Raw genomic sequence first — 17,592 nt, 5'->3', positions numbered from 1 at the left:
AAACAACCGTCATATTTTGCGATGAATATGATGTGCTGATAGCCGTATTTACGAGCTAATATGATACAATCCCCAACTTCTTAGAAATGCCCTCCCAAAAACGCCTTGTTTAAAAATGACGAGTCTGCCGACATGCAAAGCCTGATTACCCTTGTTTTGGTCTTAATGCCAATGTTTATTGGCTTTGCCATCCCCTCCAATCCCAAAATGACTAAGCTTGCTGATAAAGGCTTGTCGTACTTGGTTTATGTCATCTTAACACTCATCGGTATCGAGCTGTCACAAGTCGAAGGGCTGGGCAGTCAAATAGGCGAAATCGCCCTATATGTGACCATCCTATCGATTTTGACAATTGGCAGTGGTTTGTTTGCCCTGATGTTATTTGATCATTTGCGCCCGTGGCATGCCAAAAAGCCCAGCGTAAAATCTAAAGAGCACCGTGTCAGTATTCGTGGTAGCTTGGCACAAGTAATTTGTGTGGTAATTGGCATGGTGATTGGCTATCTCTTACCCGTGGATTATATGCCACCTGAAAACACCATGACCGCAATGCTGATGGTATTAATCTTACTGGTTGGCATTGGCTTAAAAGGCTCGGGCATTACCCTTAAAGAAGTACTGCTCAATAAACGCGGCGTAGAGATGAGTATTATCTTTACACTAGCCGTTCTGGTTGGCGGACTTGTTTTTGCGCTGATGTTTACCGATGTGTCATGGACGAAAGGTTTGGCACTGGCATCAGGGTTTGGTTGGTATTCACTGTCAGCGATTATCATGACCGATGCTTATGGCGCCGTTTGGGGCAGTGTGGCTCTATTTAACGACTTAATACGTGAGTTCTTTGCGCTATTATTTATTCCCGTCTTTATGCGCAAATATCCATCAGCAGCGGTCGGTCTTGGTGGCGCGACCAGTTTGGATTTTACCTTACCGATTATTCAACAATCAGGTGGTCTAAAAGTTGTGCCGCTGGCGATTAGCTTTGGTTTTATTATTAATATTGTCTCGCCGGTGCTGATGGTGCTGTTTTCGGCGTTGGGGTAAGGATAACTTTTAACGGTTGATGAAAATCAGTCGTTATTATTCGAAAGGTTCACAGTGCTTGGCATATTCACCATATTTTCTGGTGTAAGAGACATACTCAAGATTCATTAAGTCACTCACGTTACTACTTGCCATTAAAGTTGCGCGGCGTTGTTTTGCCTCAAGACCTTTTAAATTGAGTGCCTTAAAACTAGAGTTTATATAATCTGTCTCTTTAACCAATAACTTATTTGAACACTCATAAGTACGGATACGCTTAGCATCAATATTATGTTGCAAGACTAAAGTATTTTTGATGATAAGCGCTCGATTGCGCGATAAAGCATCGAAACCAAGAGTAGCTAAAGCATCTTCATCTATTTCATTTGTAGCTGCATGACCAAAAATAAAAACACTGGCTTCTGGATACTCGTTGATTTTTTCTGCCATTTTTAAAAATTCTGTATCATAAATAGCAGGTAATTGACTGCTCATTGGCGGAAAAAACCCACTAAACTCCATTTCAAGCGCGTCGCCTCCCTCAATTATTATTTGACAGCCTTTAGCATCAACTACTACGTTAGGTGGCGTTTCAGGACACTCGTCTATAGCATCAAGTACACCGTCACCATCGCTATCTAAATTAACAGTTATATTTGGTATCTTAATAGTTTGGCTTGTTTGCTTAGACAAGTCAGACGTTTGACATGCCGATAGCGTTAAGACGCTGATTGAAACAACAAGCATACTTCTTAATAGCATGGTCATGTCTTCTTCCTTTAAAATTGCTGACAAAATTCTTTATAGTACGTGAGTGATTGCTCATTATCACTGCCGGTATAAAAATCATCTGCCTTTAACGCTTTACCATAAATACGCTGGTTCATTGACGCGCCTTCCTCAGTATCGTTAGGTGCAATCGGCATACTATCAGCGCAATCAAACGTATAAATTTTATCAGCAGCTATATTTCTGTTAATCAAAGCAGTTTTTATTACCTGTGCCCGCTCACGTCCTAATGGACGTTTATCAGCTTTTACTTGATTCATTTTTCCGTCTATACCTACTGATATTTGCGCAGCTTCAGGTTCCGAGAGGTGACCAGACAAGACTACCACCAGCTCAGGATCGCTATGCATTTTTTCCGCTACTTTTTCCACTTCTGGCAAGTACTTTATTCGTAGCTCATTACTATTTTGCTCAAAGAAAACTCGTAGCTCCATTGTAAGATAATCGATTAAACTCACCGCTACTGGACAGCCATACCCATCCGCCACTACCCCTTTAGGAGTGTTCGGACAATTATCTATAATGTCAGGGACGCCATCACTGTCTGTATCTGCATGTGGCTCTATCATGACTTTAGGTGTGTTGTCTGCCTTTTTATTGATTATGGTGTTTTTGGGTACAGATTGGCAGGAAGCTAACATAAAACTAGCTATTACCACGCCTATCATCATCCATGAATTATTTTTCATACGCCATCCTAAGTTCATATAAAACGTTCAGTTTAAACCCTAGACCCCACTCGCCTGCTTAGCAAACAGGCGCATCAAGGGTTTGATTTTGCTCACGCGATACATACCTTCATTACGAAGTTGTTGAATCGGACGCATCTGCGCAAGCGAGCCTGCAAACAGCCAATTAAGCGCCGAAAAACTGTGCATCATTAAACTATTATGCGGACGACGCAGACGCTCATAGCTACGCAAGGTTTGGTTCGTGCCCCAGAGCTTATTGCCGCTACGCGCATAGTCATGGGTGAGTTGTTCACTTAATGCCTTCACATCGAGCATGCCCAAATTCAGCCCCTGACCTGCCAGCGGATGCACGCCATGCGCGGCATCACCGATTAATACTAAGTTATCCGCGACGTAGCTTTTTGCTTGCTGCGCTGCTAACGGAAAGCTGGCGATGGATTCAATCTCGCGAATAGCGCCCAGCTCATAATTGCTAGCAGCAGCCAATTTATCAGCGATATAGCGCGGGGTTTCTTCTAACAATGCCAATGCTTGATTGCGTGGCAGTGTCCATACAATCGACTGCCAATGTTGCGGGTTGGCTTTATCTTCATCAGTAATATCAGCAAGTGGTAATAATGCCAATGTACCAGTTGGTAGCATGGCTTGACGGGCGGTTGCTCGATGCGGCTTGTCAGTTTGAATGGCGCAGCAAATCGCCGTTTGCTTATAATCGAGTACATCTAGCTCAATTGCCGCCTGCTTACGCACAAACGAGCCGCGACCGTCAGCACCAACCAATAAACGCGCGTCAAACACACTGCCATTATTTAAGGTCACACGGTAACCTTGCGCGCTACCAAGCCAGTCCATATCGACAACCTTTTGCCCATCGATAACAGTTAAATACTGGCTGACATCAACGGCAGTTAAACGCTGCCATAATGCATATTCGATAACTGCGGGCTCAACCATACTACCGAGCATTTTTGGCTCAGAGTTTTGATTGCTGTTACTGCTGTCATTACTATTATTAGCATCATCACTATCACCAAACAGTAACTCGCCACGACCGTTTAGCTGCCAAACCTGCATTTGCGAATAATCGGCTTTGCGCTCTGATGCCGCTATCTTTTGCCAAGCGCCCACATCTTTAAGTAAGTTGATACTGGCAAGACTTAATGCATAAACACGCGCATCCCGCTTGCCAAGCACCTGCTGCCAATCTGATTCATCACGTTGCGGGCGCGCATCAATGAGCGTCACTGGCATTTCAGCTTGCGCCAGTTTTAGCGCAAGGGTTGCACCGACGATACCGCCGCCGATAATGAGCGTATGGTTATTTTTCATAAAACATCCTTTGTCGCATTATTCAAGCTATCCGCTCATATTTATGTGGTTTAGCAGCAGCTGAAATTATAGATTTTATTTGCTTAATAACTTACCAGTATGTTGAACTACGACTTCAAGCCCATCGCATAGTTGGCAATCAATGGCTTAATATTTGGCAGTTTATCAAAGGCAACCAAAGCCACGTTACGTGCCAGCTTCACTACTGGATTTGGATGCGTAAAGCCATGTACGACGGCATCACAAAAGCGAATCACGCGTTTTTGATCGGTTTGACGGGCTTTTTCATAGCGCTTGAGCAACGTAGGATTGCCGATATCTTCGCCTTTTAGCACTTGCTGACTCATCATTTGCGCCAGTACATGGGCATCGCGCATACAGAGGTTAAACCCTTGTCCAGCGACCGGATGTAAGGTGTGAGCTGCATTACCCATGATGACGCAGCGACCATCGACTTGTTTGTCCGCCAATACCCGCGTTAATGGATAAGCACCACGGCGACCGGCTTTTTTAAACGTACCAGCGCGCTCGCCAAAGGCTTGCTGCAAGGTCGCCAAGAAATGCGCATCGTCTTCTAGATATTGTGTCTCTTCACCCGTTGGACAAACCCAAACTACCGAGCGTCTATAACCTTTTTGGTACTCATCATTGCCGTTACCTTCTGGATCAGTCAATGGCAACACCGCAAGCGGCCCTGCCGGACTAAAGCGCTCAATGGCAATATGTTGATGCGGCTGATCGGTCTCTACCACACCAACAATAGCGGTTTGCTTATAATCATAAGTGGTGGTGCCAATACCTAATAGCTGACGTACGGTAGAGTCACGGCCATCACAAGCGACTAATACGCTGGCTTGCAATTGCTGCTCATGCTCTTCTTCACCGTAATAGCTAAAGCTTAGCGTCACGCCATCGCTTTGTTGGCTAACTGCTATCACATTGGCATTATCAATCAACGTAATCAGCGGCTCTTGCTGAGCCGCCAATAACAGCTTACGTCCAAGCCACGCATTTTCCATCACTTGTCCAAATGATTCGACCTGCTCCTCGGCTTTATTTAATTGCGCGCGTCCAAAGCTGCCTTGCTCACTGATCTGTACCGCATCAATACGGCAAGCATGGCTTTGCAGCTCATCCCATAGCCCAATCTCTTGGTAAATCTGTACCGTACGCCGTGATAGCGCGGTATTGCGACTGTCTAAATAATGGCTACGCTTAGCATCATCATTAGGACTGATGGTTGGATAGCTGTTTTTTTCCAGCAAGGTACTGGCGATACCATGATGGGCAAGTAACAATGCAAACGATAAACCGACATGCCCGCCGCCCGCGATAAGTACTTGCTGCTCAGTCATAGCCGCTTTATTAATATGGCTAGATTTAATATGACTAGATTTTGACAAATTTGCTTCAGTATTTTGCATGGTTATTATTCCTAATATGATCCTTTTAACACGCGTTTAGACGTGATGAATACGCACTCAAAAATGTTATTTTTTTAGAAAATTTATCGTTGTCTGCCGCTTTTCAGCTTGGCTTTTATAGCTGTCTTATCTAAGCAATAGATTACCACAAATTACCGCGCATGCCGTGCTCTTGACAGTATCCTCAGCGAGTGTATAGCATTTCTGATTTTCACTTATTATCTAAAAACAGCCTGTATCTTAGAAAGCTCAAACCTACAAAATACTGGCTTTTAAAATGACTCAACATTAAAAACAGCAAAAACGCAGTCAGTAGTTGCAATCGCCATACAAAAACAGAGCGCTACCTTCCTTATATCGCTTGAATTTTAAAATCTATCTACCATAATGAAGGCAGGATAGTTACTTATTACCAGTCATTTTACGAATAACCATTTTTATCAGCCATTTACCGTCATTTTAATTTCTATCAGCTAAGCAACCGTCATAAGAGCAACAAACGTTATAAAAACTATTTAAAAGCAATGAAACACAATTAATTATTTTATCTCTGAAGCCCGTTAATCTATCGCAATTTATTAACTAAACCATAGAAAATTGGCCATAGCCGCGGGCAACCAAATACAAGGATAATCGCTTGACTGATTCCATGAGCCGCCGTATAAAGTTCGAATCGTTGACCCCAGCACAGCTTAAAACCGTGCTCGGCGAATATAATAACCACATGAAATATATCCAAGAACGCCTCGATATTAAAATCAGCCAACGCCAAGGTGACTTTTGCCTGAGCGGCGATATATTGGGTGTTGAGCGCGGCGAACGTATTATTTATAAGCTGGTCGATGAAGCGCAAAATACCAAAGATATCAGCGCAGAAGAGCTGCACTTAATCATCCAATCGAGTATCTCACGCGATGAAGATATAGCAGCCGATGAAGAATTGGCTGACGAGGAAGATGCAGACAACTTGGATGCTGCCAGTGACTTTACGCCAGTTAGCCTGCGCACCCGTAATGGTAAAATCATTCCTCGCGGTGGCAATCAGCAGCGTTATGTGAGAGATATTTTATCGTCTGATGTGTCGTTTGGTATTGGACCTGCCGGTACTGGTAAGACCTATCTTGCCGTTGCTTGTGCCGTCGATATGCTTGAGCGCAATGAGATTGAGCGTATTTTACTGGTGCGCCCTGCGGTAGAAGCTGGCGAGAAATTAGGCTTTTTACCGGGTGATTTAACGCAAAAAATCGATCCGTATTTGCGTCCTTTATATGACGCGCTATATGAGATGCTTGGCTTTGATAAAGTCGGCAAAATGCTTGAAAAGCAAATCATAGAGGTCGCCCCGCTTGCTTATATGCGTGGTCGTACTTTGAATAACTCATTTGTCATTTTGGATGAAGCGCAAAATACCACGCCTGAACAGATGAAAATGTTTTTGACGCGCTTAGGGTTTGGTTCACGTGCGGTTATCACCGGTGACATTACGCAGGTCGATTTACCGCGCGGTAGTAAGTCTGGTCTGGCACAAGCGATGGAAATTTTAAGCGGGATTGAAGAGATTCATATCACCAAGTTTGATTCAAAAGACGTCGTGCGCCATCAATTGGTACAAAAAATTGTTGAAGCTTATGATGTCTTTGATGAAGAGCAACTCGCCTTGCAAGAGAAGCGTAAGTTTGAGCGCATGAAAGAGCAAGAGCGCAAACAAGCAATAAACGATGCAGCCGCTAAGCTATAAGCTATCTGAATATAGCTATATGAGAAAACTTAAGAAAATATGGCAAGAAAACCGGATTTGATATCCGGTTTTTTACTGTTAGATATTTATTGTTGAATATTTTAAATTGATAAAAAAAAGGATAATGGCATGAGCCAAGCTGAACAGAATGATACTGACAATAATGTTGATGATAATTTTAGTAGTAGTTTTAATGACAGTTTGAATAACACGTTTGATAATGATGACAGCTTAGCTGTACTTGATATCAGCGCCGCCGATAGTATTGAGGACGATATACTTGAGAGCTTTTATAATCGCGAAAACTTATTAAAGGTCATGATGGCGACTTTGGATAATATAGATGAGCGTATTAAAAATGGTCTGACGCTACCTTATTATGCCGATATCGATACTGAAGTATGGCAAGAAAAATCGAAAGCGCTAGATATCTATATTACGGATGCAGTGGAAGGGCAAGAGCTTAATTTAGAGGCGCGCGGCAAAGATTATGCTACCAATATTCTATCCTACCCAAGCGACTTACCAGCGGCAATCATTGGCTTGATGCCAACGCTACCGCTAGGTGAGCTGGTGATTTGTCATGGCGTAGTGGTTCGTGAAGCTGCTGAGCAAAACAAGACTGTCAATCAGCACATTAGCCATTTATTAATACACGGTGTGCTGCACTTGCTCGGCTTTGACCATGAGCTCGGACAAGCCGAGCAAGATGAGATGGAAAGCTTTGAGATTGATATTTTGGCAGGATTAGCGCTGCCAAATCCTTATCTTTAGCTTGTCTCTAGCCCTTTTTTAACCCTTCTTTAACTCTTTTTTAACATGGTTTTTTGTGCTTGATCCATCTGGTTAATCATCTGATCTAAGCCTTTGACATGCACACTGCGCTGCGGGAATGGAATGTCAATTTCATTATCATCAAGGGCGTTTTTGAATTGTTCTAATAAATCGCATTGCATCGACCACCAGTCATCGTTGGTGGTCCAAACATTCAAGGTTAAATCGACTGAATTGTCGCCCAAGTTGGTCACGCGTACCACGGGTGCAGGATCAGTAAACGCCATTGGATTATTTTTTGCCAAATTTAGCATGATATCTTTGGCGGTTTTGATATCGGCATCATAACCAATACCGACTGTAATATCGACGCGGCGGTTGGGTAAAGCGGTATAGTTAATCACCGCTGAGGTAGTAATATCGCCATTTGGAATGATGATATCGTGATTATTAATGGTCGTTAAATGGGTATTGACCAAGGTGATTTCGGTCACCGTACCGGTATAACTGCTAATCTGTACATAGTCGCCGCGGACAAACGGGCGAAAAGTCACAATCATGATACCAGCGGCAAAATTCGATAGCTGATCTTTCAGTGACAAACCAATCGCTACCGCTGCACCGCCTAAGATAGCGACAACCGACGTGGTCTGTACGCCAACTTTACTCAGCGCTGCCAAAATCACGACAACCAACAATAAGCCATATAATAATCGGCTTAAAAAGTTAGCCGCCGTCGCCTCTAAACGGCTACGTAACATAATGCGATTGCTGATGGTTACGATTTTTTTTGCCAACCAACGCCCAACAATAAATATCACTAAGGCAAAAGCAATTTTAAGCGCAATGCTCAAAGCACTCTCTGTTAAGCTGGCTATATCAAGGGTAAAACCTAAAAATTCCATACTGACTCTTTACTCTATTACTAATTTTTAAAAATGTATTTTTATAAACGCTTTGTTATAAATATGATGCTTATGGCTGTTTAAAGCTAAATGAAAGTTCAAAGCGAAATTAAAGCCAAATAAAATATTTCTAGCTCTCAATGGGCTTAATAAGTGATGTCCACTTTATCACTATAGCGATACGTACGTATCAGACGCAACTCGACGATATCATTCATATCTTCGGTAAATTTACCAAATGGCGCTGCTTGTCTGACCGATTGTTTGGCGGCCTCATCTAATATCGTTGAGTTCGAACTCTCAAGCAAACGAATGGCTTTAATATTACCGTCATTACCGATGACGACCATTAAGCGCACTTCACCCGTGATACCTTGAGCGCGCGCTTGGGCAGGATATTGCAAGTTACCGACGCGCTCGACGTGCTCACGAAAGGTATTGATATAGTCCGCTGCCGCACCGCGCGTTGTCGAATTGCTATCGACGGTCACGACTTTAGACTTGGTCGCATACAGCTGTTGACGCTGAGACAGCTGCGCCTCTAAAGTAGCAATTTGCTTACGCAGACGCTCTTCTTGCGCCTTCATGTCATCTTGTTCTTGCTTGCTATCGTTATCAGACTCGACGGTTGCTTCACGCCAACTTAGCGTCGTCCGCAGATAGCTTTCTTGATAGCGCTGCTGACGGACTTGGCGCTGCAAGCTAATCACATCTTGCGTCTCGCTCATTTGCTCAGCAGATAATGGACTGCTCTGGTCGGTTTCTTGGCGCAATTGCTCCTGCACCGTGCCACCGCCTTCTTGTGAGGCATTGGCAATAAATTGCGCATCTTCATTTGGTTGCATATTATCGGTCAGCGCTTTCGCAACGTCTTGCATCATGCCAGCAGGGTCTTGCCCCATCGAGAAGCTAATCCCAAAAATAATCAGCGCGTGGACACTGACGGCAATCACAATCGCCATCGGCAAGCCGACATCACGCTTAGGTGCTTGCGCTGAAAAATGGTAGCTTTGCGAGTCTTTAATGGAGGCCACAGTTGTTCTCAACTAATGAATATAAGGGCTATTGGCAGGAAGCATGATAATATAAGCGTCTGTCGACCAATGCCGGCGCTATCATAACATGACAAAGAATTGTGTCGCTAGCACAACCGTATACTGCGGCTCTTAACTTGCTACTTGCTTATCTATCAGCTGATGTTTAAGTTAACGGTTTTATATTAACTACTGCATATTAAGTGCAGCGTACTCTCTAACTACATCGCATCAGCTAGAGCAAATAGCAAGCCTGCTCAATCAGACAAAACCTAGACGTTCATTTTGCACGCTACCTTTTTCATATATACTGTTTTATAAGTGAACTATTAGCAAATACGAATTTTGTGCCTGCATAATATGAAATATAAACACAGGTGCAGTTTCACGCTTACGTGACGACCCCCATCATTATAAGGATAATAAGTTTGAGTAACTTTGATAATATGGACAATATGAATGATTCAGACAGTTTTGATGAATTCTTTGAAAATATTGGCTACCGTTTTGACGAGTCATTTAGTGATGGCTGGGAGCGTCTTACCCAAGCGATTAAAAACATTTATAACAAAACCACGGATAAGCTTGAGGATGAAATATCCTTGCCGGTTGCCCAAACTTACGTCAACGATGCCCTACAAAAGTTTGTCACAGACAATGTCAAAGCCATTTTAGAGCTGCGCGTTGAGATACATGATGACTGGTTTCGCCTGTATTGTACTGTCGATGCTGGCGGTATCTATGCGGAAGTGGCGAGTAATTTTAGCTTGGTTCATGTACAGCTTGATCGCAACGTTCAGCGCCTTGTGTTTGGTCAGCAGACTTATACCGACGTCCTTAATCTACGCTGCGAATCCTTTATCAAGCGCCAAGGTATCAAGCTTTTTATCTGGTTTTATCATAGCGTGCTGAAAAAAGACCCGTTGGGCTTTATTTTGTCTTATATCAATATTGCCCGTGCCAAAGAGGAAATCATCTACCTTGATATCAATCGCTGGCTGAAAAAGAATAAGAAAATCATCAGCACCTTACATAAGGTACAGGTCAATTACGGCGAGCTTGAAGAAGAACAACTGGTGCTTAAAACGCAAATCAATTATCGTGACCTACTAGCCAGTAGTGCTAACGAAGATATCATTAGTGATAAAGATGAACCACAGCTGATGCAAGGTCCTATCAATCCGATTGCGGATGCTACGGAGCCAAGTCAGGTCTAAAATCAATTTTAAACTTATATAACCAGTCCCAAATAAAATAAGTACGAATATTCTAACGTGCTATTGGTATAAATTTTTCTTGCTTGCTGTGCCTACGCAGACAGAGGCTGCGCAAAATTTATACCAGCAGCACTGTGTTCATTTTATAAAATATTGCCTATATTGAAATACAAGCGAACTATATGCCATCCATAAAAAAGCGCTGACCTTTAAAGACAATTGTCTTTAAAGGTCAGCGCTTTTTTAATGAAGCCCGTCTATAGTAGATTCAGGACAATCACAAGACTACCAGTAGTTTTCTACTGCGATATTGCCTTCGCCGCGGCGATTCATCACCAAGCCTAAGCTCTTTAACGTCTCTTTGGTATCTTCTACCATTTCTGGGTTGCCGCAGAGCATGACGTGGGTGCTATCGACATCTAAGGCAATACCGGCGCGCTCTTGTAGCGTTCCATCTAATAAGAGTTTTGGCAGACGTTCTGTCAAAGCACCTTCGACAGCTTCACGAGTCACGATGGGTATAAAAATCAACTTGGCTGGATTATCAACCAAGGAGCCAAAGTCTTCTTGTAAGCTTTCAATCTTGTCGATATATGCCAATTCTTCTGTTGAGCGCGCACTATAAGCAAGGATGATATGCTCGTAATCTTCCCATGTCTTTAAATCTTGCAGCATTGATAAAAATGGTGCTAAACCCGTACCTGTAGCCAATAACCATAAGTCTTTTGGTAGTGGTTTTTGATAACGCGCCAAGGTTAAAAAGCCAAATGGCATGGTGTTTAATAACAGCTCATCGCCTACCTCTAGGTGTTGCAGCTGCGAAGTAAAAGCGCCATCAGGGATGACAATAGAGAAGAATTCTAATACCTCATCAAAGGGTGACGATACAATCGAATAGGCGCGGAAGATATCTTCATTTAGTGTTTCGTTCAGGTCTTCATCGTCATCATCAGTATCAGCTACTGCACTCAACTGCTTATAGTATTTTAATTGACTGGGATTAACGCCCAAACGCACAAATTGCCCAGCGGTAAATTTAAAACTATCCGGACGACTGACGGTAAAGCTAAATAGGTTGGGCGTCCACGTGGTTTTACTGAGCACCGTTACTTTTTGAATATTGTCACTCATAATAATGACTTACCTTCTTTTTTTATTAATAATTATGGCTACTCTAGTGTAGATGGCTATTTTTATGAATTTTTAAAGGGGTCAAACTAAAAGATGCGCCAAGCTTATCATAAAGCTGGCGCACCTTGGTTTTCTAACCGTAACAGCAGATAAGCAGCGCCATAAGAATGCGGCGTCTTACCTGACATTAATACTGATACTTAACTCACATTTATAATGCCATTACCATATACGAGCCAAACTTGCCCATTCAATCATACTGTTCGGTAACACACCGAAGAACACAATGATAGCAGTGACAGCGATGACCATAATACCACCGGTACGTAGACCCCACTGCTTCGAGACGTCAAATTCAATAAATTGTTTTGGACGTTTAAATAGCGTGAGCATAACGCGTAAGTAATAAAATAGACCAATGGCACTACCCAAGATAATCATCGCAGCCAAGAACCAGTTGGTACCTTGTACGGCGGCAAGAATCGCAAATAGCTTGGTAATAAAGCCTGCGGTCAATGGAATACCTGCTAATGACAACATCATGATGGTCATCACAGCGGTCAATATTGGGCGACGCCAGAATAGCCCTTGGTAATGGGTCAGCTCATCGGCTTCACCAGCCAAGCGATAAGGGCTCGACATCAAGGTTACGACACCAAAGGCACCAATAGAGGTAAAGGCATAAATCGCCATATACATGCTTGAGATACTATCAGCGGCAGAACCAATGCTAACAATCACGATAAGCACATAACCCATATGGGCAATAGACGAATAACCGAGTAGACGTTTAAGGCTAGTCTGACGAACGGCTAGTAAGTTACCTACCAAGATCGACAAGGTTGCCATGACCATAAGCAGCATCTGTACCGATGGCAGTGCCAATAACGACGTATCAATTAAGAAACGAACTGCCAATGCCATCATTGCCACTTTTGATACCGAAGCTAAATAAGTAGCGATAGGTGCTGGTGCGCCCTCATAAACATCTGGCGTCCACATATGAAACGGTGCTGCCGACAATTTAAAGGCAATACCAAACATCATCATTGCAGCCCCTAAAATCAACAGCGGCGACTCAAAGAGATCGACCAACGTCATACTGATAGGCTTAAAGGCAAGCGAGCCTACTTCTGCATAAATAAACGCCATACCCATTAGTAGTGTTGCCGATGCCGTCGCTGATAACACCAAATACTTCAACCCCGACTCAAGCGAGCGTTTACGCATATAAGTATATGCCAGCATGCCGTATAACGGTATCGATAGCATCTCAAGGCTCATAAAGAATGAGGCTAAATGCTGAGCACTGACCATGAGCAAGGCGCCAACGGTCGATAGCAGCATCAATAAATACAGCTCTTCTTTATGATCTTTTAAATCAGCTAAATAGGCATAAGACAGCGTAAAGCAGGCCAATGCACAGATAAAGATAACCACCATATTAAACTGGGCGAAGTTATCAATAACAAATAACTGCTCCGCCGTTGGTACTAAAGGCCCACTATCGATAATGCCTGCCATTTGTCCAAGTAAGGTAAACAGACCGATATTCAGACCAACGACCGATATAGTACCGGTCACCATATGAGAGCGTTTAATCGTGATGGCAACCATCACCACCAATACCGTAATGACTACCGCTATGATTGGTGCATAAGGCAGCAGCCCCATCAAATCATTCATCGTAAAATCGTTCATGACTTAACGTGCCTCCATTGCATCAAGCAGCTGCGAGGCATCTACTTGTGTTACTTGACTGTATATATAGGCGTTATTAATCCACTGCATCGCGTGACTTGAGGTATCAAGGAACGGTTGTGGATACAGTCCGAGCCAGACCAACCCCGCCGCTAGCATCAATAATAAAGACAGCTCACGTTTGCCCAAATCTTTTAACGGACGCGTCGGCAAACCATGTAACTTGGTTTCTTGTAACGCCACTTCTTTAATATTATTGGTACCGAATAGCGCTTTATGAATTAAGATAAGCGAGTATAAACCTGCCAATACCAAGCTGAATGTCGCCAAGACCACAAACACCGGATAATCAGCAAAGGCACCAAATAAAATCATAAACTCACCGATGAAGTTACCTGTGCCCGGAATACCCAATAAAGCGGCACAGAAGAACATCAGTATCGGCGCATAATAACGGAACTGACCCCACATACCGCCCATCAAGGTCAAATCACGTGTATGTAGACGCTCATATAGCTGACCTGCCATTATAAAGAGTGCCGCTGAGCTTAGACCGTGCGCAAGCATCTGAATCATCAGACCTTGTAAGCTGAGTAAGGTTCCTGCATAAATTGCCAATACCACAAAGCCCATGTGCGAGATACTGGTATAAGCAAGCAAGCGCTTCATATCAGTTTGCATAAAGGCTAACCACGCGCCATAGAAGATACCAATGGTACCCAAGGTCATGGCAATCGGGGCAAAATCTTGTGACGCTGCTGGAAATAATGGTAAGACGAAACGAATCAAACCATAAGCAGCAGTCTTAATCAAAACCCCGGCCAAATCCACCGAACCTGCGGTTGGTGCTTGCGCATGCGCGTCAGGTAACCAGCCGTGGAATGGAATAATCGGCAACTTCACGGCAAAGCCAATAAAGAAGCACAGCATGATCGGATATTCCCAGCCGCCAAGTGACGTACCGAGCAAGTCATTATAATTAAAGCTCACCACCCCTTTTTGGGCGTAGCTGATAATGACCAATATCAAAATACCGACCAACATGATAAGACCAGATGCTTGGGTATAAATAAAGAACTTAGTTGCGGCATATTCTTTGGTTTTGCCAACGACGTCATGACCCCAAATGGCAATCAAGAAGTAGATTGGAACCAGCATCATCTCCCAAAAGAAGAAGAATAAGAACATATCAATGGCTAAGAAAACACCAATAACGCCGCCCAAGCTCCAGAGCAAGTTTAGATGGAAGAAACCAACACGGCGTTGAATCTCATTCCACGAACAGGCAACGGCCGCAATACCAAGCAGACCTGTTAAGCCAACCATCAATAGCGATAAGCCATCTAAGGCTAAGTGAAAGCTGATACCAAAACTTGGTATCCACGGCACACTGAATTCAGCGACCCATGGCACATTTGCATCTGGCGCAATCACTTGCTGACTCATACCGCTATAATCGCCGTAATGCCACAGCACTAGTGACAAGGCAAAGGTCAACGTCATACCGATTAAAGCAATCCAGCGCGGTAGACGTTTATTAAAGCGTTCGACCAACCAACAGAGCAACCCTGCAATAAAAGGAATTGCGATTAATGCTGGCAGCATCCACGTTTGTTGTAACTCAATCATCTTATACCACCGTCATCATTACCAGCACCAACAGCACAGCCACACCCAAGCCAAAGCTTGCAGCGTAACCTCGAAGTGACCCTGTTTGCGTCGCAGACAATACCTTGTTACCAGCAGATGCCAGCTTAGGTAATAACAGCCACGTTTTATCGATAGGGTCGGCTTTAAATAAGCGGCCGATGAACAAAAAGGGTTTTACAAAAACTATATCGTATAGCGCATCAAAGCCCATACCGTGATAGCACCAATGATATAACGCTGCGCCTATAGAAGTGCGCTTAAAGCGGGTCAACATGCGACCTTTATCGACGACATATAAGAATGCTGCGAGTATCAAACCAGCAAGCATGGCGCCCATGGCGATATATTCCGCCGTATGTTTGTCATGTGCTTGACCAGCCACTTCTAATAAGTGCCCAACGCTCTCTGGCAATACGCCTTGTAATGGTGGCGTAATCCACGCACCAACGGCGGTTGATAATACCAGCAATACTGTCAGCGGTAGCCAATATGACACACCAGATAGCTTATGCGCAGGGGTTTTTTCTTCACCAAAAAAGATAATCCAAATCATACGGAAGGTATAAAGCGCGGTTAAGAACGCACCGAATACGCCCATATAGAATAAAACTTGGTGACCGGTTGCGTAGCTTTCCCACAGAATCGCTTCTTTAGAATAGAAACCAACCGTAACCCAAGGTATCGCCGCAAGCGCACCGCCACCGACGATATAGCACCAAAATACTAACGGTATCTTTTTGCGCAAACCGCCCATCTTAAAGATGTTTTGCTCATGATGAACCGCAAGAATCACCGCACCTGATGATAAGAATAGCAAGGCTTTAAAGAAAGCATGGGTCATCAAGTGGAAGATAGCCCCTTGCCATGCGCCAACGCCCAATGCTAAGAACATATAGCCGATTTGGCTCATGGTCGAATAAGCAAGGATACGTTTAATATCAGTTTGTACCAGCGCACAAAATCCAGCAACGACGAGCGTCAATGCACCCACTGCCCCAACCCAGTACAACAAGACGCCCGGTGTGAGGAGAAATAAGGGATGTAGACGCGCAATCAGATAAACACCCGCAGTAACCATGGTTGCCGCGTGAATCAATGCCGATACTGGCGTTGGACCTGCCATTGCATCAGCCAGCCATGTATGTAATGGTAGCTGCGCTGATTTACCCATCGCCCCACCAACCAACATCATGGTAGTTAGAATCATGGTTGGATTATTGATATCAAATACTTCCGGGGCACGGGTAATAATCTCTTGAATATTAAGCGTACCAAATTCGCGGAATAATAAAAACAAACCAAATGCTAAGAACACATCACCAACACGGGTCACGGTAAAGGCTTTTATTGCTGCTCGACCATTCGCACGGTCATGGTAGTAAAAACCAATCAGCAAGTAAGAACAGATACCAACGCCTTCCCAGCCAAGATAGAGCAAGAACAAGTTATCCGCCAATACCAGCAATAACATGCTGGCGACGAATAAGTTCATATAGCTAAAGAAGCGCGCAAAGCCTGTTTCACCTTTCATATACCATGCGGCAAACAGATGAATCAAAAAGCCGATACCGGTAATAACACCCGTCATCGTCAATGCTAAGCCATCAAAGCTTAGACCAAAACTTGGCGCAAAATCCCCGACTTGAAACCAAGTCCATAATGGAATCTCGATGACCGTACCGGCAGGGTTGCTTGTTAAAAAGGTATAGCTGACAATCAGCGTACAAAGTGCTGATAGCAGCATGCTACCGACACCGACAATCGCTGCTACCTGCTCGCTTAACTTGTCGCGCATAAAGGCTAAAATCAAAAAGCCAACGAGCGGGAATATAAAGGTTAATGGTAATAAACTCATGACATCATCCTTTCATCTCATTGGCGCTATCGACATCAAGATGCCCACGCTGATGATAAAACCGCAATAATATTGCCAAACCAATGGCCGCCTCTGCCGCTGCTAAAGTCAGAATAAAGATAAACATAATCTGTCCATCTGGATCAACCCAGCGGCTACCTGCGACCACAAATGCCAAAGCCGTCGCATTCATCATGATCTCAAGGCTCATCAGCATAAATAAGAAATTACGCCTTACCATGACACCGCACAGACCTATCGCAAATAAAATACCGGCCAAAATCAATCCATGGCTCATGGGTATCATACCCAGTACATTTTGCGCCTCAG

At 43.8% G+C, this 17,592-nt stretch carries 15 protein-coding genes; 4 read left to right on the top strand and 11 right to left on the bottom strand.

What is annotated here, in order from left to right:
• The first annotated feature begins 132 nt into the window (after nucleotides 1-132).
• On the top strand, nucleotides 133-1,044 hold the full coding sequence (locus ACP7AA_RS08835) for a lysine exporter LysO family protein (protein ID WP_426223310.1): 912 nt from the start codon (nucleotides 133-135) through the stop codon (nucleotides 1,042-1,044).
• A gap of 36 nt (nucleotides 1,045-1,080) precedes the next feature.
• Here ACP7AA_RS08835 and ACP7AA_RS08830 read toward each other — a convergent pair whose 3' ends face one another.
• The 4 genes from ACP7AA_RS08830 to ACP7AA_RS08815 form a co-directional block, all read right to left on the bottom strand.
• Complete coding sequence (locus ACP7AA_RS08830; RefSeq protein WP_201620009.1) at nucleotides 1,081-1,791, bottom strand: OmpA family protein; 711 nt, start codon at nucleotides 1,789-1,791, stop codon at nucleotides 1,081-1,083.
• Nucleotides 1,792-1,802: 11 nt separating this feature from the next.
• On the bottom strand, nucleotides 1,803-2,501 hold the full coding sequence (locus ACP7AA_RS08825) for an OmpA family protein (protein ID WP_201620008.1): 699 nt from the start codon (nucleotides 2,499-2,501) through the stop codon (nucleotides 1,803-1,805).
• A gap of 39 nt (nucleotides 2,502-2,540) precedes the next feature.
• A complete protein-coding gene (locus tag ACP7AA_RS08820) occupies nucleotides 2,541-3,833 on the bottom strand; it encodes an FAD-dependent monooxygenase (RefSeq protein ID WP_426223309.1) in 1,293 nt (430 codons plus the stop codon).
• Nucleotides 3,834-3,940: 107 nt separating this feature from the next.
• On the bottom strand, nucleotides 3,941-5,188 hold the full coding sequence (locus ACP7AA_RS08815) for a UbiH/UbiF/VisC/COQ6 family ubiquinone biosynthesis hydroxylase (RefSeq protein WP_426223411.1): 1,248 nt from the start codon (nucleotides 5,186-5,188) through the stop codon (nucleotides 3,941-3,943).
• A gap of 718 nt (nucleotides 5,189-5,906) precedes the next feature.
• On the opposite strand from ACP7AA_RS08815, the gene ACP7AA_RS08810 reads away from it, so the two are divergent.
• Together ACP7AA_RS08810 and ybeY are read left to right on the top strand one after the other, a co-directional pair.
• Nucleotides 5,907-6,995, top strand: coding sequence for a PhoH family protein (locus ACP7AA_RS08810; RefSeq protein ID WP_201628913.1), 1,089 nt, complete (start codon nucleotides 5,907-5,909; stop codon nucleotides 6,993-6,995).
• 129 nt (nucleotides 6,996-7,124) lie between these two features.
• On the top strand, nucleotides 7,125-7,769 hold the full coding sequence (ybeY, locus tag ACP7AA_RS08805; RefSeq protein ID WP_426223308.1) for an rRNA maturation RNase YbeY: 645 nt from the start codon (nucleotides 7,125-7,127) through the stop codon (nucleotides 7,767-7,769).
• Between the two features lie 29 nt (nucleotides 7,770-7,798).
• On the opposite strand, the gene ACP7AA_RS08800 is transcribed toward ybeY, so the two are convergent.
• Together ACP7AA_RS08800 and ACP7AA_RS08795 are read right to left on the bottom strand one after the other, a co-directional pair.
• The gene (locus ACP7AA_RS08800) at nucleotides 7,799-8,674 is read right to left on the bottom strand and encodes a mechanosensitive ion channel family protein (protein ID WP_426223307.1); all 876 of its coding nucleotides are present in this window, start codon (nucleotides 8,672-8,674) and stop codon (nucleotides 7,799-7,801) included.
• Between the two features lie 146 nt (nucleotides 8,675-8,820).
• Nucleotides 8,821-9,708 (bottom strand): energy transducer TonB, encoded by an 888-nt coding sequence (locus ACP7AA_RS08795; protein ID WP_426223306.1) that lies wholly within the window; start codon nucleotides 9,706-9,708, stop codon nucleotides 8,821-8,823.
• A gap of 446 nt (nucleotides 9,709-10,154) precedes the next feature.
• On the opposite strand from ACP7AA_RS08795, the gene ACP7AA_RS08790 reads away from it, so the two are divergent.
• Nucleotides 10,155-10,925 (top strand): hypothetical protein, encoded by a 771-nt coding sequence (locus ACP7AA_RS08790; RefSeq protein ID WP_201625283.1) that lies wholly within the window; start codon nucleotides 10,155-10,157, stop codon nucleotides 10,923-10,925.
• Between the two features lie 285 nt (nucleotides 10,926-11,210).
• On the opposite strand, the gene ACP7AA_RS08785 is transcribed toward ACP7AA_RS08790, so the two are convergent.
• The 5 genes from ACP7AA_RS08785 to nuoK all read right to left on the bottom strand — a co-directional run bounded on the left by ACP7AA_RS08785 (nucleotide 11,211) and on the right by nuoK (nucleotide 17,575).
• Complete coding sequence (locus tag ACP7AA_RS08785; RefSeq protein WP_426223305.1) at nucleotides 11,211-12,056, bottom strand: ferredoxin--NADP reductase; 846 nt, start codon at nucleotides 12,054-12,056, stop codon at nucleotides 11,211-11,213.
• 222 nt (nucleotides 12,057-12,278) lie between these two features.
• On the bottom strand, nucleotides 12,279-13,757 hold the full coding sequence (locus ACP7AA_RS08780; protein ID WP_426223304.1) for an NADH-quinone oxidoreductase subunit N: 1,479 nt from the start codon (nucleotides 13,755-13,757) through the stop codon (nucleotides 12,279-12,281).
• 3 nt (nucleotides 13,758-13,760) lie between these two features.
• Nucleotides 13,761-15,386 carry an NADH-quinone oxidoreductase subunit M gene (nuoM, locus tag ACP7AA_RS08775; protein ID WP_201625252.1) on the bottom strand — a complete coding sequence of 542 codons (1,626 nt, stop codon included), beginning with the start codon at nucleotides 15,384-15,386 and terminating at the stop codon, nucleotides 13,761-13,763.
• A 1-nt stretch (nucleotide 15,387) separates the two neighbouring features.
• Nucleotides 15,388-17,262 carry an NADH-quinone oxidoreductase subunit L gene (nuoL, locus tag ACP7AA_RS08770; protein WP_426223303.1) on the bottom strand — a complete coding sequence of 625 codons (1,875 nt, stop codon included), beginning with the start codon at nucleotides 17,260-17,262 and terminating at the stop codon, nucleotides 15,388-15,390.
• Between the two features lie 4 nt (nucleotides 17,263-17,266).
• Nucleotides 17,267-17,575: an NADH-quinone oxidoreductase subunit NuoK gene (gene nuoK, locus ACP7AA_RS08765; RefSeq protein WP_045445153.1), complete on the bottom strand. Its 309-nt coding sequence runs from the start codon at nucleotides 17,573-17,575 to the stop codon at nucleotides 17,267-17,269.
• Nucleotides 17,576-17,592: the final 17 nt, after the last annotated feature.

Origin of the sequence: Psychrobacter sp. DWR1-2-3 (assembly GCF_049896465.1) — a bacterium.
GTDB classification, from domain to species: domain Bacteria; phylum Pseudomonadota; class Gammaproteobacteria; order Pseudomonadales; family Moraxellaceae; genus Psychrobacter; species Psychrobacter maritimus.
Note: the sequence above shows the minus strand (reverse complement) of the source record. Positions and strands in the feature narration are given on the sequence as shown.